This window comes from Micromonospora yongxingensis (assembly GCF_052601155.1).
Genome location: NZ_JBQXEO010000012.1, coordinates 78940 through 100365, shown reverse-complemented (window position 1 = coordinate 100365; position 21426 = coordinate 78940). Strand labels below are relative to the sequence as shown.

The 21426-nt window shown below is 73.9% G+C and carries 21 protein-coding genes; 7 read left to right on the top strand and 14 right to left on the bottom strand.

The genetic code is table 11. The features are described 5' to 3' along the window. Positions 1-45: 45 nt before the first annotated feature. The gene (locus tag ACTWLT_RS16710) at positions 46-990 is read right to left on the bottom strand and encodes an alpha/beta fold hydrolase (RefSeq protein ID WP_445319169.1); all 945 of its coding nucleotides are present in this window, start codon (positions 988-990) and stop codon (positions 46-48) included. 148 nt (positions 991-1138) lie between these two features. On the opposite strand from ACTWLT_RS16710, the gene ACTWLT_RS16705 reads away from it, so the two are divergent. Then, positions 1139-1795: a carbonic anhydrase gene (locus tag ACTWLT_RS16705; RefSeq protein WP_445319168.1), complete on the top strand. Its 657-nt coding sequence runs from the start codon at positions 1139-1141 to the stop codon at positions 1793-1795. Positions 1796-1883: 88 nt separating this feature from the next. Here ACTWLT_RS16705 and ACTWLT_RS16700 read toward each other — a convergent pair whose 3' ends face one another. Then, on the bottom strand, positions 1884-2213 hold the full coding sequence (locus ACTWLT_RS16700) for a hypothetical protein (protein ID WP_252417811.1): 330 nt from the start codon (positions 2211-2213) through the stop codon (positions 1884-1886). A gap of 306 nt (positions 2214-2519) precedes the next feature. On the opposite strand from ACTWLT_RS16700, the gene ACTWLT_RS16695 reads away from it, so the two are divergent. Both ACTWLT_RS16695 and ACTWLT_RS16690 read left to right on the top strand, forming a co-directional pair. Continuing rightward, positions 2520-3011 (top strand): DUF3145 domain-containing protein, encoded by a 492-nt coding sequence (locus tag ACTWLT_RS16695; protein ID WP_203175116.1) that lies wholly within the window; start codon positions 2520-2522, stop codon positions 3009-3011. Between the two features lie 105 nt (positions 3012-3116). Further along, positions 3117-4859 (top strand): glycoside hydrolase family 3 protein, encoded by a 1743-nt coding sequence (locus ACTWLT_RS16690; RefSeq protein ID WP_445319167.1) that lies wholly within the window; start codon positions 3117-3119, stop codon positions 4857-4859. 22 nt (positions 4860-4881) lie between these two features. Here the strand turns inward: ACTWLT_RS16690 and ACTWLT_RS16685 are convergent, their stop codons facing one another. The 8 genes from ACTWLT_RS16685 to ACTWLT_RS16650 all read right to left on the bottom strand — a co-directional run bounded on the left by ACTWLT_RS16685 (position 4882) and on the right by ACTWLT_RS16650 (position 13846). Continuing rightward, the gene (locus ACTWLT_RS16685; protein WP_445319166.1) at positions 4882-6753 is read right to left on the bottom strand and encodes an NAD-binding protein; all 1872 of its coding nucleotides are present in this window, start codon (positions 6751-6753) and stop codon (positions 4882-4884) included. Between the two features lie 130 nt (positions 6754-6883). Further along, positions 6884-8110: a beta-ketoacyl-ACP synthase II gene (fabF, locus tag ACTWLT_RS16680; protein ID WP_252417808.1), complete on the bottom strand. Its 1227-nt coding sequence runs from the start codon at positions 8108-8110 to the stop codon at positions 6884-6886. 2 nt (positions 8111-8112) lie between these two features. Then, positions 8113-8352 (bottom strand): acyl carrier protein, encoded by a 240-nt coding sequence (locus ACTWLT_RS16675; RefSeq protein WP_074313380.1) that lies wholly within the window; start codon positions 8350-8352, stop codon positions 8113-8115. 85 nt (positions 8353-8437) lie between these two features. Further along, the gene (locus ACTWLT_RS16670) at positions 8438-9382 is read right to left on the bottom strand and encodes a beta-ketoacyl-ACP synthase III (RefSeq protein ID WP_252417807.1); all 945 of its coding nucleotides are present in this window, start codon (positions 9380-9382) and stop codon (positions 8438-8440) included. Beyond that, positions 9379-10548 (bottom strand): acyltransferase domain-containing protein, encoded by a 1170-nt coding sequence (locus ACTWLT_RS16665; RefSeq protein ID WP_445319165.1) that lies wholly within the window; start codon positions 10546-10548, stop codon positions 9379-9381. Before ACTWLT_RS16665 ends, ACTWLT_RS16670 begins: the two co-directional genes overlap by 4 nt. Before the next feature lie 78 nt (positions 10549-10626). Further along, positions 10627-11958, bottom strand: a complete 1332-nt coding sequence (locus ACTWLT_RS16660; protein ID WP_445319246.1) for a PucR family transcriptional regulator — start codon at positions 11956-11958, stop codon at positions 10627-10629. Then, positions 11952-12656, bottom strand: coding sequence for a response regulator (locus tag ACTWLT_RS16655; RefSeq protein ID WP_445319164.1), 705 nt, complete (start codon positions 12654-12656; stop codon positions 11952-11954). Before ACTWLT_RS16655 ends, ACTWLT_RS16660 begins: the two co-directional genes overlap by 7 nt. Then, on the bottom strand, positions 12653-13846 hold the full coding sequence (locus tag ACTWLT_RS16650) for a sensor histidine kinase (RefSeq protein ID WP_445319163.1): 1194 nt from the start codon (positions 13844-13846) through the stop codon (positions 12653-12655). The genes ACTWLT_RS16655 and ACTWLT_RS16650 overlap by 4 nt, the downstream gene beginning before the upstream one ends. 119 nt (positions 13847-13965) lie before the next feature. Between ACTWLT_RS16650 and ACTWLT_RS16645 the strand changes: the two genes are divergently transcribed. Together ACTWLT_RS16645 and ACTWLT_RS16640 are read left to right on the top strand one after the other, a co-directional pair. Then, entirely contained in the window at positions 13966-14508 is a 543-nt protein-coding gene (locus ACTWLT_RS16645; protein ID WP_445319162.1) for an orotate phosphoribosyltransferase, read from the top strand. A gap of 191 nt (positions 14509-14699) precedes the next feature. Beyond that, on the top strand, positions 14700-15038 hold the full coding sequence (locus tag ACTWLT_RS16640; RefSeq protein ID WP_445319161.1) for a hypothetical protein: 339 nt from the start codon (positions 14700-14702) through the stop codon (positions 15036-15038). A 31-nt stretch (positions 15039-15069) separates the two neighbouring features. Here the strand turns inward: ACTWLT_RS16640 and ACTWLT_RS16635 are convergent, their stop codons facing one another. Beyond that, positions 15070-15720, bottom strand: coding sequence for a hypothetical protein (locus ACTWLT_RS16635; RefSeq protein ID WP_252417801.1), 651 nt, complete (start codon positions 15718-15720; stop codon positions 15070-15072). 235 nt (positions 15721-15955) lie between these two features. Between ACTWLT_RS16635 and ACTWLT_RS16630 the strand changes: the two genes are divergently transcribed. Next, positions 15956-16570 carry a copper resistance CopC family protein gene (locus tag ACTWLT_RS16630; RefSeq protein WP_445319160.1) on the top strand — a complete coding sequence of 205 codons (615 nt, stop codon included), beginning with the start codon at positions 15956-15958 and terminating at the stop codon, positions 16568-16570. Positions 16571-16647: 77 nt separating this feature from the next. Here ACTWLT_RS16630 and gltX read toward each other — a convergent pair whose 3' ends face one another. The 3 genes from gltX to ACTWLT_RS16615 form a co-directional block, all read right to left on the bottom strand. Beyond that, a complete protein-coding gene (gltX, locus tag ACTWLT_RS16625) occupies positions 16648-18057 on the bottom strand; it encodes a glutamate--tRNA ligase (protein ID WP_445319159.1) in 1410 nt (469 codons plus the stop codon). Positions 18058-18122: 65 nt separating this feature from the next. Then, positions 18123-19400: an MFS transporter gene (locus ACTWLT_RS16620; protein WP_445319158.1), complete on the bottom strand. Its 1278-nt coding sequence runs from the start codon at positions 19398-19400 to the stop codon at positions 18123-18125. Further along, entirely contained in the window at positions 19397-20746 is a 1350-nt protein-coding gene (locus ACTWLT_RS16615; protein WP_445319157.1) for a GH1 family beta-glucosidase, read from the bottom strand. The genes ACTWLT_RS16620 and ACTWLT_RS16615 overlap by 4 nt, the downstream gene beginning before the upstream one ends. 188 nt (positions 20747-20934) lie before the next feature. Here ACTWLT_RS16615 and ACTWLT_RS16610 point away from each other — a divergent pair, with 188 nt between their 5' ends. Continuing rightward, positions 20935-21384 (top strand): SRPBCC family protein, encoded by a 450-nt coding sequence (locus ACTWLT_RS16610; RefSeq protein WP_074313361.1) that lies wholly within the window; start codon positions 20935-20937, stop codon positions 21382-21384. Positions 21385-21426 lie beyond the last annotated feature (42 nt).

The following is a 21426-nucleotide window of genomic DNA, read 5'->3' as shown; positions in this document are numbered from 1 at the left end:
ACGGCCCCCGACCGGGCGCCCCGCGCCCGAGGTGCGGGAACGTGGTCAGGCACCCGCTCCGACGGCGCTCGCACCCGCCGCGTCCGGCGACGGCTCGGCGAGCACCCGGCCCAGGACACCGGTCAGCGCGGCGTTCACCTCGTCCGGGCGTTCCATCATCAGCATGTGCCCGGCGCCCGGGCAGACGGTCAACTCGGTGGCCGGCAGGGCCGCGGCGATCGACTCGGCGCACGGCGGGGGCGTCAGCCGGTCCCGGTCGCCGACCAGGGCGGCGGCCGGCAGGTGCGCCAGCGCGGCGAGGGTGTCCAGCCGGTGCTGGGTGCCGATCGACGCGCGGAACCCGCCGATCGAGCGCAGCGAGGCGCGGGCCACCGCCGAGGTCACCAGCCGGATGTCGGCCGGTTCGCAGCGGTCGCCGAAGAGCATCCACCGGATGCTCGGTTGCAGCGCGCGCAGCAGCGCCCGGGGCGGTCGCCACGAGCCGCAGCGGGCCAGGACACCGGCGCCGGTGGTCTCGGCCAGCCTGATCAGCCGGGCGATCCGCGGCGACAGCCCGTAGACCGTGTGCGTGTGCCCCTCGGCGGTGGTCGAGACGAAGACCAGCCCGGCGGTGCGGGCCGCGAAGTGGGCGGCGTGGCGGTGCGCGTACTCCATGATCGTCATGCCGCCCATGGAGTGCCCTACCAGGACGACCCGCCCGGTCGGTGCCACCGCGTCGATCACCGCGGCCAGGTCGTCGCCGAGCTGGGCCAGCGTGGCCGTGGGCAGCGCCATGCAGCTGGACCGTCCGTGCCCGCGCGCGTCGTAGGTGACCACCCGCACCCCGTCGCCGGTCGGCCCGGTGAGTGCGTCCACCTGGCGGTGCCAGCTGCGCCCGTCCAGCGTCCAGCCGTGCAGCAGGACGGCGGTGACCTGGGCATCCGCGGGCCCTGCCACCTCGACGTGCAGCCGGACGCCGTCGGCCAGCCCGACCTCGAACCGCTCCGGCATCGCCACCTCCCGAGGGCCGCCCCGTACCACCAGCACCGGGATACCCGGCGGTAACACGGGCTACCCGCCATGACACCACGCCAATCACGTCCGCGCGAACATTCCCGACCCCGCCCGTGGCCGGCGACGGCGGGCCAAGCTGGACGGCATGGGGTCGTCGGGGGCAGCGCCCGGCCCGCAGGCGGGCGGACCTTCGGCGCAGGGGCGGCAGGCCGGTGGTACGCCCCGCGCCGCGCTGGCCGACCTGCTCGCCGGCAATCGACGCTTCGTCAGCGGCCAGCCCGTGCACGGGCACGACGTGACGGCCGCGGCCGCCGCGTCCGGCGACCAGCAGCCGTACGCCGTGGTGCTCGGCTGCATCGACTCGCGCGTGCCGCTGGAGGCGATCTTCGACCAGACGTTCGGCGCGATCTGCGTGATCCGCACCGGCGGGCACGTGCTCGACCGCGCGGTGTGCGGCTCCATCGAGTACGTGGTCGGCCAGCTCGGCGTACCGCTGGTGATGGTGCTGGGCCACGAACGGTGTGGCGCGGTGGGGGCCGCCGTGGATGCGCTGCGCGGCGGGGAGCGTCCCGGCGGCTCGCTGGCGTACCTGGTCGACGAGATCGCTCCGGCCGTGATCGAGGCGGGGCTGGACGACCCGGCGGTGCATCCGTTGGCGATCCGCCGCCACGTCCGGCGCACGGTGCGCACCCTGCGGGACGACGATCTGCTGGCCGGGCCGGTCGCCGCCGGCCTGGTCGCCGTGGTCGGCGGCCTCTACGACCTGGCCACGGGAGAGGTCACCCTGCTGGAACCGGCCTGAACCCGGGCGCTCCGGCCGCCGCCGCAACGCGAAACCGCCCGCCGGGAAGACCCGACGGGCGGTTTCAGATGCTGCGGTGGGGGAGGGCTCAGCCCTCGAAGACGCCGGCGGCGACCAGGCGCTTCTCGGTCGCCTCCCAGCCGTCACCCGGGTGGGTCGCGGCCAGGTTGTTGATCTCCGCCCGGATCTTGGCGGCGTGGCCGGCGGCGGCCAGCACACGGATCTCCTCGAGGAAGGCCTCGGAGTCGGTGCGCAGGTGCACGGTCTTGCCGTTGGTCAGGTTCCGCACGTAGGCGTGCTTGCCGTTGTTGAGCGGGATGAGGTACTTGAACTCGCCCAGCACGCTGAGGGCGCCACCCTGGCCAGCCTGGCCGGCCCGGACGGACGCGCGCGCGGTCTTAGAGGTGTTGCTCGCCACGGAGGTACTCCTTGCAAGACGTACGGGAGGACTGGACGTCCGGGGGCTGTGTGCGGGCGACACTGGGTCGGCCCACGAAGATGTAACGCGGCAGAAGCCGCCGATGGAACTGTACATGACCACGACATCAGGCTGGTCGTCGCGGTGTCCTGAGAGGCAACGGAGACCACCCGTCCGGCTATTCCGGCCGGCGTTTTTTCCGATTCCCTGGCGCACCATCCGTCACACAAGTCATCATGTGTTGCAGGAACCACCTGGTTGACGAGGTCGTAGGGGAAGACGCACCTCGCTCTCCGGGAGGTCACCGTGCCAACGCGTGGCGTCGTATACGTCCACTCGACCCCGCTCGCCGTGTGCTCGCACGTCGAGTGGGCGATCGCGCGCGTCCTAGCCGCGCCGGTCAACCTGCAGTGGACGGCTCAGCCCGTCGACCCCGGCGCACGCCGGGCCGAGTGCGGGTGGACCGGTCGTCCGGGGACGGGCGCCGAGCTGGCTGCTGCCCTCCGGCAGTGGCCCATGATCCGTTTCGAGGTGACCGAGGAACCGAGTCCGGGCGCCGACGGCGAGCGTTTCATGTACGTGCCGGCACGCGGCCTGTTCCGGGCCACCGTCGGTGCGGCCGGTGACATCCAGCTCGGCGAGGACCGGCTGCGGGCGCTGATGGCCGGCAGCCGGGCGCCGGAGGCGCTGGCGCACGCCCTCGACAAGGCCCTCGGGACCGCGTGGGACGCTGACCTGGAGCCCTACCGGTACGCCGGCGACGGCGCTCCGGTGACCTTGCTCACCAGGGTCGGGTGACCCGGCCAGCTCCGACCCGCCCACCTGCCCGCACGTCGTCGGCGCGCTGGCGCGGGCCGGCCGGCCGGTAAGGTCAAGTTGCCCCGATAAGGGTGAACTGGTGGGATGGGCGGCGTGTCGATTCGCCCGCGCCGCGCCAGCGTCGCCGTCGCCGCCCTGACCGCCCTGCTCGTCTCCGGCTGCTCGGGCGGCCCGGAACGCCCTGCCCCGACGCCCGGCCCGTCCGGCACGTCCGCCGGCCCGGGTGCACCCGCCACGACACCGGCCGCCGACCCGGCCGACCCCGCCGCACGCGCCGCCGCGCTGGTCGCCACGCTGTCCGACGAGGATCTGGTCGGCCAGGTGCTGATGCCGTACGCCTACGGCGACTCGGCGACGAAGGTCTCACCCGGCTCCGCCGCCGGCAACCAGGCGCTGGCCGGCGTCGACACCCCGGCCCAGATGATCGCCAGGTACCGGCTGGGCGGGCTGATCCTGGTCGGGTTCAGCGCCGACGACCCGACCAAGGGCAACCAGGAGACCACCAACGTCGACAACCCGAAGCAGGTCCACGAGCTGACCGGCGGGCTGCGCGGCGCCGCCGGGAAGCTCGCCGCCGGCCCGGCGCCCTTCCTGATCGGCACCGACCAGGAGTACGGGGTGGTGACCCGGGTCACCGACGGGGTCACCCTGCTGCCCAGCGCCCTCGCGGCCGGGGCGGCCGGCAAACCGGAGCTGACCGAGGCCGCCTGGCGGGCCGCCGGCACCGAGCTGGCCGCGATGGGCATCAACGTGGACTTCGCCCCGGTGGCCGACGTGCTGGCCACCCGCAGCACGGTGATCGGCTCCCGGTCGTACGGCGCGGACCCGAAGCAGGCCGCCGCCCAGGTCGGCGGCGCCGTCCGTGGCCTGCAGGCCGCGGGCGTCGCGGCCACCCTGAAGCACTTCCCCGGGCACGGCCACAGCGCCGACGACTCGCACCAGGACCTGCCGGTGCTCAGCCAGTCGGCGGCGGCGCTGCAGAGTGGGGCGTGGCCACCCTTCACCGCCGGGATCGACGCCGGAGCGATGGCCGTGATGTCCGGCCACCTGGACGCACGGGCCATCGACCCCGGCACCCCGGCGACCTTCTCGCACAAGCTGCTCACCGACGTGCTGCGCGGTCAGCTCGGCTTCAAGGGTGTGGTGATCACCGACGGCATGAACATGCCGCCGGCGAAGCGCTGGGCACCCGGTGAGGCCGCCGTCCGGGCGCTGAACGCCGGCAACGACCTGATCCTCATGACCCCGAACGTCGGCCAGGCGTACGACGGGCTGCTCGCCGCGCTGCGCGGCGGGTCGCTGCCCCGCGCCCGACTCGTCGAGGCGGTCACCCGGGTGCTGACCATGAAGTTCCGGCTGGCGGCGCTTCCGCCCGCGCAGATGTCCACGCTCAACGCCGCGGCGCACCGCGCGGCGGCGGAGGCGCTGGCCGCCGGTGCCGTCACCGTGCTGCGCGGCACCTGCGGTGGCGCCGTGCGGGGGCCGGTCACCGTCACCTCCTCCGGTGGCCGGGACAGCACCCGGGCGGCACTCACCGCGGCGCTGACCGCGGCCGGCGTGCCGGTCAAGCCCAGCGGCGGCACCGTCGTGCACCTGGTCGGCTACGGCGACGGCACCAACGACCTGCGTGCCGGCGCGGCGGTCACCGTCGCCCTGGACACCCCGTACGTCCTGGCCAAGGCGACGTCGCCGACGTTGCTGGCGACGTACTCCTCCAGCCGGGCGTCGATGACCGCGCTGGCCGCTGTGCTGGCCGGCAAGGCCCGTCCGGGCGGACGGTCCCCGGTGGCCGTGCCGGGCCTGCCCGCCACCACCTGCGCCACCTGACCGAGCACCGCCCGCCCGGGGTTCACCGACCGTCCCCGGTCGCCGGCTGGTCGGCGGCGTCGCCGCTGGCGGCCGGGCCTGGCGGCGCGGCGTCCGTGCCCGGCTGGCGCGCCGCCGGTGGGATGAGCAACCGCAACGGCGTCCCACCGACCGTGCCGGCCGACATCGGCGGCGGGTCGCTGCTCGGCGCCGTCCGTGCCAGCAGCGCCGCCAGCCCGGCCCGGGTGGCGACGACCAGCAGCCGATCGGTGCGCACCAGCGGCCGCCGCTGCGGCAGGGACCAGATCGTCTGCCCCACCCGGCCGGTGCGCATCGCGATCACCCGGGCCTCACGCGGACGGCTGATCTGCGGACAGGTGCTGCCCTCCACCTCCGAGCCGGCACCGACCGGCAGCTCGGCGACCAGCAGGACCCGCCGCCCCACCGAGATCGTGTCGATCACCTCGCGGCCCATCATGGCCGCCGCGAACGCCGGCGCTGCCAGGTACGAGACGCTGCGTGAGTGGTTGATCCCGAAGGCGCGCTGCACCCGCTGCGCGAACCCCTCGTCGAACAGCCGCAACACCACCCTCAGCGGCGCCGCCGTGCCAGCCGACGCCGCTCGGTGCAGCGAGCGCCCGAGCAGCGCGGTCTCCAGGTTGGTGACGTCGTCGGCGCAGAGCACCACCAGCGCCCGGCAGGTCGACACGGACGCCGCCCGCAACGTCTCCGGGCTGGTCGCATCGCCGATCAGGACCGGCAGGCCCAGCTCCCGGGCCACCGCCACGCCACGGGCCGTGGCCGCCCGGTCCACCGCCACCACTGTCAGGCCGAACGAGTGCAACTCCTGCACCACCCGGGTGCCGATGTTGCCCAGCCCGACCACGATCACGTGGTCGTCGAGCGGGTCGGTGAGCCGACCGGCCGCGACCGCCAGTCGGGCCCGCACCACCGAGTCGACCACCAGCGCGGTCACCGTGGGGACCAGCGCCACGCCGGTGACCACCAGCAGCAGCGCCGTGACCTTCTCCACCGGTGAGCCGGTCGGGTCCGCGTCCGCGCTGCCCAGGGCGGTGAGAAGCGTCAGGTAGCCGGCCTCCACCGGATCCAGGTTCCGGGCCTGGCCGAGCAGCACGCTGCAGACCGCGAACAGCCCGGCGGTCGCGCCCAGCGCCCAGCGCAGTCGTCGGCCGAGCACCAACCGGGCGGTCCGCAGCAGCCGGCGGCGCGGTGGGGTGGGCGCCGACCGTCGGCGGCCGTACGCCCGCACCAGCACCAGGTCGGCGGCGTCCTCGTCCGCCGGGAGGGTGACCGGCTCGGGGCCGCTCGTGTCGGCCAGCGCGCAGACGACGTCCGTGGTGGCCGGGTCGAGGGTGGCGCGACTGGCGATCCTCAGCAGCTCGTCGTCGGGCAACCGCAGGTAGGTCGGCGTGTCGTCGCCCAGCGTCGCGGCCACGAACGCCGGCGCGGCGATCTCCGACCCGGACAGCACCGCGCAGTCGCCGAGCATGGTGGCCACGCCCTCGCCGAGCACCGGGTTGAACAGCCGGACGACGATCCGCACGTCCGGGTCGAACTCCCGGACGATCAACGCGGCGTCCACGTTGGCCACGTCGTCCGCGCTCACCAGCGCGACCGCCGCCGCCCCGCGTACCCCCACCCGGTGCAGCACGTCGCTGGTCAGCCGGCGGGCCACCACCACCTCGGGGCGCGGACCCGCCGCGACCGCCTCGGCGGCGAACTCGGCGATGTCCGGAGCGTGGTTGTCGGTCAACGACGGCAGCACCACGGTCACCGTCACGCCGTACCGGTCGACCAGTTCGTTGACCAGCCGGCGGGCCAGGGCGTTGTCCCCGCAGACCACGAACCGCCGACCGGAATCCAGATCGACGCCGTCCGCGCTCTCGTCGGGCACGACCGCATGGTAGCCGTCGGCGACCATCGCGCCGGGTCTCGGCGGGAGCCGGGAGCCGCACGATGTCGGTCGCTGTCGGACCGGGCACCACGAGATCCGTGGCACCCGGCCTGACGCGCGGCTGTGGGCCTCAGGCCCGGGTGAAGACGAGCGCCACGTTGTGGCCGCCGAAGCCGAACGCGTTGTTCAACGCGGCCGGGATCTCCATGTGGCGAGCCTTGTGGGCGGCAACCTCCAGGGTGAGGCCGTCCTCCGGGTCGTCGAGGTTGATCGTCGGAGGAACGACGCCGTCGCGGATGGCGAGGATCGTGGCGATCGACTCCAGCGCGCCGGCCGCACCGAGCAGGTGACCGGTCATCGACTTGGTGGCGGCGAGCACCGGGTGATCGCCGAGCGCCTTGTGCAGCGCGCCGATCTCCAGCATGTCGCCGACCGGGGTCGAGGTGGCGTGCGCGTTGACGTGCACGATGTCGCGCTTGGCGACGTCCGCGTCCGCGATCGCCTTGGCGATGGCCCGGATGGCGCCCTCGCCCTCGGCGTGCGGCTGCACGATGTCGTACGCGTCGGAGGTGATTCCCGCACCGGCGAGGCGGGCGTACACCCGGGCGCCCCGGGCGGCGGCGTGCTCGGCCCGCTCCAGCACCACGATGCCGGCGCCCTCGCCGAGGACGAAGCCGTCGCGGCCCCTGTCCCACGGGCGGGAGGCCCGCTCGGGGTCGTCGTTGCGGGTCGACATGGCCCGCATCGAGCTGAAACCGGCGATGGGCAGCGGGTGGATGACCGCCTCGGTGCCCCCGGCCACCACCACGTCGGCCCGGCCGGCGCGGATGATGTCCAGGCCGAGCGCGATGGCCTCGGCGCCGGTGGCGCAGGCGCTGGCCACCGTGTGCACGCCGGCCTTGGCGCCCAGCTCCAACCCGACCCACGCGGCCGGACCGTTCGGCATCAGCATCGGGATCGTGTGCGGGGAGACCCGCCGCGGCCCGGACGCCTCCAGGATGTCGTCCTGGGCGAGCAGGGTGGTGGCGCCGCCGATGCCGGAGCCGACGCTGACGGCCAGCCGCTCCGCGTCGAGACCGGAGTCGGCCAGGCCGGCGTCCGCCCAGGCCTGCTGGGCGGCGATGATCGCGATCGCCTCGGAGCGGTCCAGCCGGCGCAGCCGGACCCGGTCCAGCACCTCCGACGGGTCCACGGCCAGTTGGGCGGCGATCCGGACGGGCAGTTGCGCGGCCCACTCCTGGGTGAGGGCACTCACCCCGGAGCGGCCGGCGAGCATTGCGTCCCAGGTCGACGCGACGTCCCCGCCGAGCGGGGTCGTCGCGCCGAGCCCGGTGACGACGACGTCGGGACGACTCATGATCAGGACTGCGCCGCGATGTAGGTGACAGCGTCGCCGACGGTCTTGAGGTTCTGCACCTCGTTGTCCGGGATCTTGACGCCGAACTTCTCCTCGGCGGCCACCACGACCTCCACCATGGAGAGCGAGTCGACATCGAGGTCGTCGGTGAAGGACTTCCCCTCGGCCACGTCGTCCGGGTTCACCCCGGCAACCTCTTCGAGGATCTCGGCGAGGCCGGTGGTGATCTCGTCACGGGTCATTGCGGTTGGTTCCTTTCATCGGGGGTTCTCCGGCGACCGGCGTCGCCGGCCGCCACTCCTCGGCGCGTACGCGCTGGAGGGGGTTTCAGGGGCAGCGGACGACCTGACCGGCGTAGGTCAGGCCACCGCCGAAGCCGAACAGCAGCACCGGCGCGCCCGAGGGCACCTCCCGGCGCTCGACCAGCTTGGACAGGGCCAGCGGCACGCTGGCCGCGGAGGTGTTGCCGGACTCGACGATGTCCTTCGCGATGATCGCGTCGGGGATGTTGAGTCGCTTGGCGATGCCGTCGATGATGCGGCCGTTGGCCTGGTGCGGCACGAACGCGGCCAGCTCCGACGGGTCGACCCCGGCGCGCTCGCACGCCTGCAGGGCCAGCGGCGCCAGCGCGGTGGTGGCCCAGCGGAACACCGCCTGGCCCTCCTGCTGGATGTACGGGCGCCAGCCCTCGATGCGGACGGCGTCGCTCTTCTCCGGCACGGAACCCCAGATCACCGGGCCGATCCCGGCGGGCTCGTCGTCGGCGGTCGCGGTGACCACCGCCGCGCCGGCGCCGTCGCCGAAGATGATGCAGGTGGAGCGGTCGGTCCAGTCGGTGAAGTCGGAGAGCTTCTCGGCGCCGATGACGATCGCGTTGCGCGACGCCCCGGCCCGGATGGCGTGGTCGACGGTGCCCAGCGCGTAGCCGAAGCCCGAGCAGGCGGTGTTGACGTCGTACGCGCCCGGCGCGGTGATGCCCAGCTTGGCGGCGACCCGGCAGGCCACGTTGGGGCTGCGGTCGACCGACGTGCAGGTGGCGACCACGACCAGGTCGATGTCGGCGGCGGTCAGGCCGGAGTTGGCCAGTGCCTTGCCGGCGGCGGCGGCGGCCATGTCGGCCACCGTCTCGCTGTCGGCGATCCGCCGGCTGACGATGCCCACCCGGTCCCGGATCCACTCGTCGTTGGTGTCGACGAGTTGGGCGATGTCGTCGTTGGTCACCACCCGCGAGGGCTGGTAGTGCCCCATCGAGACGATGCGACTGCCAGTCATGAAAGTCCTCCGATGCGGGCGAGCGGTTGGCCCGGCGCGACCGGGTCGTCGTGGTGGGCGAGCCATTCGGTGAGAACCCCGCCCTGGTGCGCGGCCACCTCGACCGGCCCCTGGCGGGTGCCGACGTGCCCGATGACCTGGCCGAGGCGGATCGTCCCGCCCTCGGTCAGCCCGTCGGCGGGGGCGAAGGTGCCGGCGGACGGCGCCACCACCACGCCGAACCGCATGGTCGGCTTGTGACTGGGCGTCATGCCGTGCCGGGCGATCAGGTCCCGCGCGGCCGGCAGGTCGTCCGGGGTGTTCAGGGTGACGATCTCCGGGGCGTTGTCGCCCTTGAGCTCGCGCTTGACGAGCCCGGCGAGCGTGCCGGCCGGGGGCAGCTCGATCACGCCGGTCACGCCGAGGTCGGCGAGCGTGCGCATGCACAGGTCCCAGCGGACCGGCGCGGTGACCTGGCGGACCAGGCGTTGCACCATCTCCCGGCCGTGGTCGACCGCGGTGCCGTCGAGGTTCGACAGCAGGATCCGGGTCGGGTCGGCCGGAACGATGCCGGCGGCGACGGCGGCCAGCGCGGTCTCGGCCGGCGCCATGTACGGGGTGTGGAACGCGCCGGCCACCTGGAGCCGGATGATCCGGGTCTTCGCGGGCGGCTCGGCGGCGAGCTTGTCCAGCCCGTCCAGCGCGCCGGCGGCGACGATCTGCCCGGCGCCGTTGCGGTTGGCCGGGTGCAGCCCGTGCGCGGCGATCGCGGCGAGCACCTCGTCCGGGTCGCCGCCGAGCACGGCCGCCATCCCGGTCGGTTCGAGGGCGCACGCGGCGGCCATCTCCCGGCCCCGCACGCCGGCGAGGGTGATCGCGGCCTCGGCCGGCAGGACCCCGGCCAGCGCGGCGGCACCCAGCTCGCCGACGCTGTGCCCGGCGGTGAGCGTCACGTCGTGCAGCGGAAGGTGCTCGGCGGCGAGCAGCGCCGCGGCGACCAGTAGCGGCTGGGTGCGTGCCGTGTCCTTGATCTCGTCGGCGTCGGCGGCGGTGCCGAGGTGCAGCAGGTCGACCCCGGCCAGCGCCGACCACCAGCGCAGTCGCGCCTCGGTGCCGGTCAGGTCGAGCCAGGGGGTCAGGAAGCCGGGTTTCTGCGAACCCTGGCCGGGACTAAGTACGGCGAGCACGCCTATGACTCTCCCGGATACGCGTGGGTAGCGCTGTGCCGGCCCCGACCAAACCACACTAGGACCTTTGGAGGGTTCCTACAAAGATCGGCGGGGATCATCACCGGTTTGCGCCGTTTTCCGGGCGGGCGGGGTCATTGTCTGGCTCGGGACGGGCGGGGTCACCGGGACCACCGGATCCAGCCGGCCGACGGTCAACGCCACCTGGAGGGCGAACGCGTCCCGCGGAGACAGCGGCGAGAAGCTGGTCACCTCGGCGATCCGGCGTAACCGGTACCGCACCGTGTTCGGGTGCACGAACAACGCCCGGGCGGCGCTCTCCAACGTACCGCCCGCGGCCAGGAACGCGTCCAGGGTCTCCAGCAGCTCGCCACCGGCGCGCACCAGCGTCGCGTACACGTCGTGCCGCAACCGGCGGCGGGCCTCCGCGTCGCCGGCGAGCGCACGCTCCGGCAACAGCTCCCCGGCCGGCACCGGCCGGGGGGCGGTCGGCCACGCCGGCGCCGCCCGGAAGCCGGACAGCGCGGCCCGCGCCGACTCCGTGGCCTCGTCCAGACTGGGTACGGCGGGACCGACCACGACCGGGCCGTCGCCGAACGCGCTCAGCAACTTGGCGGTGGCGGCCAGCGGGTCCGCGGCGCCGCCCAGCACGATCACCAGCCGGTCGCCGTGCACCCCGCCGATCACCTCCACGCCGATCCGGCGGGCCTGCCGGTAGACCACGTGCAGCACGGCGGAGACCTCACCGCCGGGGGAGCGACCCACCGCCACCGCGACCGGCGGCGCGTCCGCCCAGCCCAGCGCGGCGGCCCGACTGGCCAGCACGTCCGGCGAGTCACCGCGCAGCAGCGCGTCGACCAGCAGCGCCTGCAACCGGGCGTCCCACGCGCCGCGTGACTCGGCCGCGCGCGCGTAGACCCGGGCGGCGGCGAACGCGATCTCCCGCGAGAAGCGCAGCACCGCCTCGCGCAGTTGCTGCTCCTCGCCCTCGGCGGCCAGGTGCGACACCTGCTCCTCGACCACGTCGATGGTCACCTTGATCAGCGCGACGGTCTGCTGCAGGGTGATCGACCGGGCCAGCGCCTGGGGGGCGGCGGCGAAGACCTCGTCGGAGACCTCCTGCGTGCTGTCCGCGGTGCCTCCACCGTCGCGCAGCCACTGCACCAGCGACTGGGCGCCGGCCTGGGCCACCAGCATCACCCAGGAGCGCTGGTCGGCCGGCATGGCGCGGAACCAGGGCAGTGTCTCGTCCATCCGGGCGACGCTGGCAGTGGCCAGCGCCCCCGCCGCCCGCTCGATCCGGCGCAGCGTGGCCGTCAGCTCCCCACCGCCCGGCGTACTCCCCACACCACCAGCCTGGCACGTCCTGACCTGGATCTTCACGTCGGGCCGCCGGCCCCGGCTCAGGATGGCGGGGCGGGGGCGGGCAGGCCCAGCTCCTGGGCGAGGATGGCGGCCTGCACCCGGCTGCGCAGGTCCAACTTCGCCAGGATCCGGCTCACGTGCGTCTTGGTGGTGCTCTCCGCCATCGCCAGCCGGTCGGCGATCTGCTGGTTGGACAGGCCCAGGCCGAGGCAGGCCAGCACGTCGCGTTCGCGCGGGGTCAGCGTGCCCACCGCGGCCCGGATGGCCGCCGACGCTCCCGGCGCGGTGGCCGCGAAGGCCGCGATCAACCGACGGGTCACCGCCGGGGCGATGAACCCGTCCCCGCGCGCCACCGTCCGCACGGCGGCGACCAGACCGGCGGCGTCGGTGTCCTTGAGCAGGAAACCGGCCGCGCCGGCGCGCAGCGCGCCGAAGACGTACTCGTCCAGGTCGAAGGTGGTGAGCACCAGCACGTCGGCGAGCCCCTCGGCGACGATCGCCCGGGTCGCGGAGATCCCGTCCCGGCGCGGCATCCGGATGTCGAGCACCGCCACGTCGGGGCGCAGCTCCCGGCACAGTCGCAGCGCCTCGTCGCCGTCGCCCGCCTCGCCCACCACCTCGATCTCCGCCGCGGCGGCCAGGATCAGTGTCAGCCCGGCCCGTACCGCCGGCTGGTCGTCGGCCAGCACCACCCGTACCGGCTGCTCCCCGGCCCCGCCCGGGTCCCGCGACGGCGCGCTCATCCGTCCACCCGCGTGGGCAGCGTGGCCCGGACCTGCCAGCGGCCGTCGTGCGGTCCGGCGCTGAACCGGCCCGCCAGCAGCGTGGCGCGCTCCCGCATCCCGATCAACCCCGCCCCGGCGCCGGGCAACCCGGCCCCGCCCCGGCGTACCGGGTTCTCCACCGTCACCACCACCTCCGCGGGCCGGTACGCGATCGTCAGCTCCGCCTCGCCCGTGCCGTGCTTGAGCGCGTTGGTCAGCGACTCCTGCACGATCCGGTACGCCGCGAGATCCACGCCCACCGGCAGCGGGCCCGGCGTGCCATCGGTGCGCACCCGCACCGCGAGGCCGGCCGCCCTGATCCGTTCGACCAGCCGGTCCGCCTCGGACAGCCGCGCGCTGACCGCCTCGGGCAGCGCGCCGCCGTCGACCGCCCGACCACCGCGGCTGCCCGGCTCGCGCAGCAGCTCGATCATCTGCCGCATCTCCGCCAGGCCCTGCACGCTGCTCTCCCGGATGACCCGCAGCGCCGACTCGACCTGTCCGCGCTCCAGGCCCGGCACCGACAGCGCGGCGGTGGCGTGGATGGCCACCGCGCTGAGGTGGTTGGCGACCAGGTCGTGCAGCTCCCGCGCCATCCGGGCACGCTCGGCGCTGACCGCCTGCCACCGGTCCAGCTCGACCAGCCGGGCGGTCTGCTCGGCCCGGGCCCGCTCGGCGGCGGCCTGGTCGCGGTACTGCCGCACGCTGATCCCGGTCAGCACCGGCAAAAGGCCGGCGAGCACCACCAGCACCCCGACGGCGACCCCGCTCCACTGGTCGGAGAGGAGCACGCCGACGACCGCGCCGACCAGGCTCAGCCCGATGGTCACCCGCAGCAGCCACCGCCACAGCCGTGGCGGGCCGTACACGCAGGCGTCGTAGAGCACCTGGGTGAAGATCAGGATCGTCCCCAGCGAGCCGCCGAGCGCGATGTCCACGACCACCGCCCCGGTGCCGACGGCCAGGCTGGTGCGTGGGGCGACCCGTCGCAGGCCCACGGCCACGCACATCGCCAGCAGCGATGGCAGGAACAGCGCGGGCGGCACGTCGGGGTGCGGACGGATCTGCGGTTGCCAACCGAGGGTCCACAGCACCAGACCGCCGGCCAGCGACGCGCCGGCCAGTGCGAGATCCCGGCGCAGGGTGCCGGAGCCCAGCCACGGTCGCATGCCTCGATCCCACCACAGCCGCCGACCGTCGGACTCCGACCGGGGGAGGACCCCGCCGCACCCGGCATGCGCCGAAAGGGGTACGCCGACCGCACGCCGATCCGGCCAGAATGATCATCATGACCTCCGCAGAGACCACGGCCACGCTCGCCCGCGACATCGACGCCACCTGCCGGCTGACCGGACAGTTCGTGCTCCGCTCGGGCCGGACCGCCGACGAGTACTTCGACAAGTACCGGTTCGAGGCCGATCCCCACCTGCTGGACCGGGTGGCCGCCCACCTGGCGCCCCTGGTCCCGGCCGGCACCGAGGTGCTGGCCGGACTGGAGATGGGTGGGATCCCGGTGGTGACCGCACTCGGCCGGCACACCGGGCTGCCCTGCGCCTTCGTCCGCAAGACCGCCAAGCAGTACGGCACCGCCCGGCTGGCCGAGGGGGCGGAGGTGGCCGGCCGTCGGGTGCTGGTGGTCGAGGACGTGGTCACCTCCGGCGGGCAGGTCGTCATCTCCACCGGGCAGTTGCGCGAGCTGGGCGCCCGGGTGGATCACGCGCTCTGCGTGATCGACCGCGCCGAGGGCGGCGCCGCGGCGCTGGCCGAGCACGGCGTGGCGCTGCGCGCGTTGTTCACCCGCTCCGACCTGGAGGCCCACCGCACCCGCTGACCCCTACGGGCCGAGCCGGCGTCACCCATGGTCTCGCCGCCGCCTACCTGGGCATCTCGGTGGCCTTCGGGCACTCGATGGTGCGCTGACCCCGGGGTACGCCTGCGAGACCCGTCGGTCCCGGCCAGTACGGTGACAGGGCACGTCGGGGGGAGCACCGGCGGCTGAGTGCGAGCGTGAGGAGACCGGGGATGGCGCACGGCGAGGCCGAGCACGGCTGCGCCCAGGGCGAGCCCTGTCGGCCGGGGCACGACCCGCAGGCGGCTGCCAAGCACCGTCGGCCGGTCGGCGGTGTGCCGTCGCACCCGGCGGAGCCGGTCACGGGCCGTCCGGCCGAGCGGGCCGACGACGAGGCGGTGGTGCCTCGCCAGCGGGCCGCCGAGCCGACGGTGCCGCGTGAGCCGGAGCCCGACGGCGCCGCGGGCTGCCGCAGTGATCTGCCGGGGTGGGCCGGTGCCCACCAGCACGGCCCGGTGCGTCCTCGTCAGCGGGCCACCCGCCGCGAGCGCCCACCGCGCCGCTGGTGCTGAGCGCGGGGTCGCCCGGCGACGGGTGACTCGGTCAGCGGGTCCGGCGGCGGATCAGCAGGGCGATTCCGGCGAGGCCGACGGTGATGGTCAGCATCACCGCGACGTTGAGCAGCAGCAGGTGCTGCAACTCGCCGAGCGCCTCGTCGAGATCCTTGGCCGGGTCGAGAGTGTCCTCCGGGAGCACCCGCTCGCCGCCGCCGACGCCGCCGCTGACCGTGTCGAACTGCCGCTCCAGCGGCACCCCGGCGGTACGCAGCGTCTCGGACATGCTGAGCCGGCCGAGGAACCAGCCGGCACTGGTCTTACGCCCGTCCGGCTGTTTCGCCGGCCGGTAGATGCGCGGGCCGCCGACCGCCTTGGGGTAGAGGTCGTACGTCTGCTTCGGCGTCTCGCCGACGAGCACCACGACCGTGTACTTCGGACCGAGGTTGGCCGCCTTCGGACCGTTCGGCTGGCCGGTGCGGCCGAGGAAGTTGACCTGGTCGATGACCGCGACCACGTGCGTGGGCTGCGTGTCCGAGCGCAACCGCAGCGGCTCGGACAGCCCCACGCCGGTGATGTCCACCGCGGCTGGCGCGGGCTTCGGTGCCGCCTTGGCCGCACCGGCGGTGCCGAGCGACAGAAGCGCCGCCGCCAGCGTGCCGGCCAGCACGGCGACCCACCGCCTCACCTGTCGGACCATCCCGCCTCCTCGCCCCGTTCGATGGATGGCTTCGCCGTGACGTCCGGATCGGTCGGTGCGGAACCGACCGCAGGGTCGGGGCCACTCTCACAGAGTCGCAGAACGTCGATGAATTACAGCTTGTGGAACAGTATTTGGAACTATCTGCGATCTCTGCTCGACTAATGAGGAGCTGTTTGATCAGCGGGCGGATCGTACCCTTACGGAGGGGTTCATGGGGGGCAGGGTTACACGTTTGACGCGGGTCGTGCCAGTGGTGCTCGGCGTGGCGTTCGGTGTGTCGTTGTTGATCCCGGCGACACCGGCCGCTGCGCACAATTCGCTGACCGGCAGCGATCCGCGCGACGGCGCCCGGGTGGCCAGCGCGCCCACCCGGATCGAGCTTCGTTTCCTGGCCAGACCGGCCCCGGCTACGACGAAGATCACAGTAACCGGACCGGACAATGTGGTCGCCGGCGGGCCGCCGGTCTTCGACGGCAGCCGGGTGCGGGTGCCGTTCCGGCCCGGTGCCGCTGGTCTCTACATCGTCGGTTACGAGCTAGCCTCCGCCGACGGGCACCCGGTGAGGGGCGAGGTGCGGTTCACCCTCACCACCGGCACGGCCGCCGACCCGTCCGCCCCGCCGTCGCCCAGTGTCGGGGCGCCGGCGAACTCGCCCTCGGCCGCCGTCCCCTCGGCCGGGGCCACGACGGCGACGGCCACGGAAGCGAGCCCGACCCCGGCCGTGCCGCTCGGCCAGGAGCGGGCCGACTCCGGCGGCCGGTGGTGGCTCTGGGCGCTCGGCGGCGTCGTGCTGGTCGCCGCCCTGACGGCGAGCCTCCTGCTGCGGCGTCGCACGACGCGACGCTGAGCGCCGCACGCGTCACAGCGGCCGACCACCGACCGAAGGGCCGACGGCCGACCGCGAGGCCGCGTCGCGCGCGTCGGTCAGACCAGGCGGACCCGGGCTGCGCGCATCCGGCTCAGGGTGCGCTCGCGGCCGAGCACCTCCAGCGACTCGAACAGGGGCAGGCCCACGGTGCGGCCGGTGACGGCGACCCGCACCGGCGCCTGCGTCTTGCCGAGCTTGAGGCCGCGCTCGGCGCCGACCGCCTCCAGCGTCGACTTCAGCGACTCGGCGTCCCAGGACTCCAACGCGTCGAACGCCGCGATGGCGGAGTCCAGCAGGTCGGCGGAGCCGTCCTTCATGGTCTTGGCCCAGGCGGCCTCGTCGATCAGCGGCGAGGCCAGGAAGAGGAAGTCGACGTTCGGCACGATCTCGCTGAGGACCGTGATCCGGGTCTGGGCCAACGGCGCCACGGCGGCGAACGCCTCGGCGTCGAACTCCTCGGGCTGCCATGGCGGCGGCGCGATCGTCCCGGTGCCGGTCAACCACGGCTGGCAGGCGTCGACGAACTCGGCCACCGGCAGCGCACGGATGTACTCGCCGTTGAACGCGCGCAGCTTCTTCTCGTCGAAGAACGCCGGGGAGGGGTTGACCTCCTCCAGCCGGAACTCCTCCTCGATCACCGACCACGGGACGATCTCCCGGTCGCCCGACGGCGCCCAACCGAGCAGCATCAGGTAGTTGCGCATCGCACCGGCGAGGTAGCCCTCCTCCCGGTACGCCTCCAGCGCGACCTTGTCGCGGCGCTTGGAGAGCTTCTGCCGCTTCTCGTTGACCACCACCGGCACGTGCGCCCAGACCGGCGGCTTGACCCCGAGGGCGTCCCAGAGCAGCTGCTGCTTGGGGGTGTTGGGCAGGTGCTCCTCGGCCCGGATCACGTGGGTGATCCCCATGGTCATGTCGTCGACGACGTTGGCCAGCAGGAAGACCGGCGAACCGTCGCCGCGGGCGATGACGAAGTCCTCGATCAGCCGGTTCTCGAAGGTGGGCTCGCCGCGGATCAGGTCGACCACCACGGTCGCGCCCTCGTCGGGCGTACGGAAGCGCAGCGCCCGACCCTCACCGGGGCCGAGGCCGAGGTCACGGTGGTAGCCGTCGTAGCCCTGGTACTGCGAGCCGGTGCGGGCCTGCACGTCCTCACGGGTGCAGTCGCAGTAGTACGCGCGGCCGGACTCGTAGAGCCGGGCGGCGGCGGCGCGGTGCTCGCCGGCGTTCTGCGACTGGAAGTACGGGCCCTCGTAGCTGCCCCGGGAGATGCCGATCCAGTCCAGCGCGGAGAGGATGCCCTCGGTCCATTCGGGCTTGTTCCGGGCCGCGTCGGTGTCCTCGATACGCAGCACGAACACCCCGCCCTGCTGCTTGGCGTAGATCCAGTTCTGCAGCGCCGAGCGGGCGCCGCCGACGTGGAACATACCGGTCGGGGAGGGGGCGAAGCGCACACGTACCGTCACGTCCCCCAGCCTACGGCGACCGTCGACCGCTTTCCCTCAGGACCCCCTGCGGCCCCGGCCCCGACTCAGGGGACTGAGCGGATCTTGAGGACCAGGGCGCTGCCGACCAGGGTGACCACGGCGGTGACCGCGTAGAGCGTCGGGTAGCCGCCCAGGTGGACCACGAGCGGGGCGGAGAGCGCCGGGCCGAGTACCTGCGGCGCCGAGTTGGCGATGTTGATCACGCCGAGGTCCTTGGCCCGGTCGGTGGCCCGGGGCAGCACCTGGGTGATCAGCGCGGCGTCGACCGAGAGGTAGACGCCGTAGCCGGCGCCGAGCAGCAGCGCGGCGACGATCGCCATCGGCCAGACCGGGGCGACCGCGAGCAGCAGCGCCGCCACGGTCATGATCAGCCCGGACACGATCACGTAGACCTTGCGACGCCCGGAGCGGTCCGACAGCCGGCCGGCGACCACCGCGGTCAGCATCATGCCGAGCGTGTAGAGCAGGATCAGCACGAGCAGGCCACCCTCGGGGTCGGGATGGCGCACCCCGTCGGTGAGGAAGTACAGCAGGTAGAGGGTGCCCAGCGCGTTGCCGAGCTGGACCAGGAAGCGGGTGATCCAGGCCCAGGCGAAGTCCGGGTGCCGGCGGGGGCTGATCCACATCGAGGCCAGCAGCGCCCGCGCCCGCAGCGCCGGGCGGTGCGCGCGCGGCAGCGGATCGTCGGGGGTGAGCAACGCGAACGGCAGCGACAGCAGCAGGATGGCCACCGCGATGGCCAGGTAGCCGGCCGCGTTGCCGGTGACCAGGGCGGTGACCAGCACCGCGCCGAGCACCAGCCCGAGCGCCTGCGGGATGCCCACCCAACCGGAGACCCCGCCGCGCTGCACCACCGGCACCCGGTCCGGGATGGCCGCGGTGAGGCTGGCCAGCATCGCGTTGAAGCAGACCTGGGCGGCGACCCAACCGAGAGCGACCCCGAGGATGGTCCGCTGCTGGGCCAGCAGCACCAGCGCCGCCGCGCCGAGCAGCGCCCCACCGGCGGTCCAGACGTGCCGGCGGCCGAACTCCCGGCCGGCGACCCGCAGGCAGGTCCGGTCGGACAGCGCGCCCGCGAGCGGGTTGGCCAGCACCGCGGCCAGCGCGCCCAGGCCGGTGACCACGGCCAGCATGGTCTCCTTGTCGCCCGGCGCGATCTGCTCGATCTGCTGCGGTAGCAGCACCTGGATCGGCGTGAAGAACGCCATCCAGACCCCGAGGTTGGCCGCGAAGATCAACCCGATCCAGCCGCGCCGCACCGGCACGGTCGGCTCGGCGAGCGCGGCCGGCAGCGACGCCGGGGTCGGGTCGAGGGTGGTCACCGTACCGACCCCGGCCGGCTGGCCGCGATCACGTCCCGCAGCCAGGTGTACGAGGACTTCGGCGTACGGGTCTGGGTGGCGTAGTCGACGTGCACGAGACCGAACCGTTTGGTGAACCCCTCGGCCCACTCCCAGTTGTCCAGCAGCGACCAGACGAAGTACCCGCGCACGTCCACCCCGTCGTCGATGGCGGCCCGCACCGCCCGCAGGTGCCCGTCGAGGTACGCGATCCGGTCCGGGTCCGGCACCTGCCCGTCCGGGTCGGGCCTGTCGTCGTACGCGCAGCCGCTCTCGGTGATCTCGATGGGTGGCAGTGCGTCGCCGTACGTGTCGCGCAGCCAGCCGAGCAGGTCGTGCAGCCCGTCGGGGGCCACCGGCCAGTCGAAGGCGGTACGCGGGTAGCCCTCCAACGGCACCAGTTCGAACGGCAGCGGTGAGCCCTCCTCGGCGGCGCGTACGCCGGTCGGGTTGTAGTAGTTGACCCCGAGCACGTCGATCGGTGCGGCGATCGTGTCGAGGTCGCCGGGGTGGACCACGCTGGCGTCGAACCCGGGCAGGTCGGGGTAGCCGCGGCCGAGCAGCGGGTCGGTGAAGAGCCGGTTGTGCAGTGCCTGGTACGCCTCCCCGGCGGCCCGGTCCGCGTCGCGGTCACCGAGCACCCGCACGGGGGAGTAGTTGTTGGCGATCGCCACCGGGCTGGCGGTGCGGGCCCGCAGCGCGGCGACCGCGAGCCCGTGACCGAGCAACTGGTGGTGGGCGACCGGGAAGGCGTCGAAGAGCAGCATCCGGCCGGGAGCGTGCACACCCATGCCGTAGCCGAGGCTCATGTGGATGAACGGCTCGTTCAGGGTGATCCAGAGCCGGACCCGGTCACCGAGCCGGGCGGCGGTCAGGTCCGCGTACGCGGCGAACCGGGCGGCGGTGTCGCGGTGCAGCCAGCCACCGGCGTCTTCGAGGGGTTGGGGCAGGTCCCAGTGGTAGAGCGTGGCCACCGGGTCGATGCCGGCGGCCAGCAGGTCGTCCACCAGCCGGTCGTAGAAGTCCAGGCCGGCGGCGTTGACCGGACCGGCGCCGGTGGGCTGCACCCGGGGCCAGGCGATGGAGAACCGGTATCCCGAGACGCCCAGCCCGGCCAGCAGGGCGACGTCCTCGCGGTGCCGGTGGTAGTGGTCGCAGGCGACCGCGCCGGTGCTGCCGTCGCTGATCCGGCCGGGGGAGCCCGCGAAGGTGTCCCAGATGGACGGCCCGCGTCCGTCCGCTGTGGTGGCCCCCTCGACCTGGTGGGCCGACGTGGAGACGCCCCAGCGGAAGCCGGTGGGGAACTCGGGCATCGGTGCGGTCGACATGCGCCCTCCCGGTCAACGTGAAACGTGCTCGGGACTCTAGGTCGCTCCGGATGAATGCGCCATAGGCCGGGATGGCGGGATGCGCAATGGTTGATCGGCGTGTCTTTTTCCGAACCCGTCCAGGTACGTCCGATTTTGCGCATAGAGTGCCGATATCGTGGGATGTCCTCACTGGAGGAAAGACGGAAATGATCCTCGTGGAACGCAGTGCGCACGTGGCGGCGCCGGTGGAAGTGGTCTGGGACGTCGTTCAGCGGGCCGAGCAGTTGCCGGCCTGGCTGGCGGGGGTCCGCGCGGCCGAAGTGCTCTCGGGAGAGGGCTTCGGGCGGCGGCAGTTGGTCCAGGCGGGGCGCGGTTCGGCGCATGAGGCCGAGGTGATCGCCTATCAGGAGCCGACCTTGATCGGCTGGCGGGAACGGGCCAAGGGCGCCGGTGCTCGCGCGGAGGCGCGCACCGAGATCTACGTCCAGCTCACTCCCGACGAGGAGGAGGAGGGCGGGACCATCGTGCGGCTCATCGTCGTCCGCTGGCCGGCCGGCCCGGTCAAGGCGGCCCTGCTGCGCCTCGGGCTGCGTCGGGTCGGCGCCGACCTCGAGGACTCGCTCGCCCGGCTGACCGACCTGGCCGCCGTCGGCTGACCGCCGATCCTCGGCGTCACCCGCCCCGGCGGTGGCCCCGGG

Coding starts and splice junctions, on each gene's coding strand:
- ACTWLT_RS16710 (WP_445319169.1), bottom strand. CDS start 990: ATGCCGGAGCGGTTCGAGGTCGGGCTGGCCGACGGCGTCCGGCTGCAC.
- ACTWLT_RS16705 (WP_445319168.1), top strand. CDS start 1,139: ATGGGGTCGTCGGGGGCAGCGCCCGGCCCGCAGGCGGGCGGACCTTCG.
- ACTWLT_RS16690 (WP_445319167.1), top strand. CDS start 3,117: ATGGGCGGCGTGTCGATTCGCCCGCGCCGCGCCAGCGTCGCCGTCGCC.
- fabF (WP_252417808.1), bottom strand. CDS start 8,110: ATGAGTCGTCCCGACGTCGTCGTCACCGGGCTCGGCGCGACGACCCCG.
- ACTWLT_RS16675 (WP_074313380.1), bottom strand. CDS start 8,352: ATGACCCGTGACGAGATCACCACCGGCCTCGCCGAGATCCTCGAAGAG.
- ACTWLT_RS16670 (WP_252417807.1), bottom strand. CDS start 9,382: ATGACTGGCAGTCGCATCGTCTCGATGGGGCACTACCAGCCCTCGCGG.
- ACTWLT_RS16655 (WP_445319164.1), bottom strand. CDS start 12,656: ATGAGCGCGCCGTCGCGGGACCCGGGCGGGGCCGGGGAGCAGCCGGTA.
- ACTWLT_RS16650 (WP_445319163.1), bottom strand. CDS start 13,846: ATGCGACCGTGGCTGGGCTCCGGCACCCTGCGCCGGGATCTCGCACTG.
- ACTWLT_RS16645 (WP_445319162.1), top strand. CDS start 13,966: ATGACCTCCGCAGAGACCACGGCCACGCTCGCCCGCGACATCGACGCC.
- ACTWLT_RS16640 (WP_445319161.1), top strand. CDS start 14,700: ATGGCGCACGGCGAGGCCGAGCACGGCTGCGCCCAGGGCGAGCCCTGT.
- ACTWLT_RS16635 (WP_252417801.1), bottom strand. CDS start 15,720: ATGGTCCGACAGGTGAGGCGGTGGGTCGCCGTGCTGGCCGGCACGCTG.
- ACTWLT_RS16615 (WP_445319157.1), bottom strand. CDS start 20,746: ATGTCGACCGCACCGATGCCCGAGTTCCCCACCGGCTTCCGCTGGGGC.
- ACTWLT_RS16610 (WP_074313361.1), top strand. CDS start 20,935: ATGATCCTCGTGGAACGCAGTGCGCACGTGGCGGCGCCGGTGGAAGTG.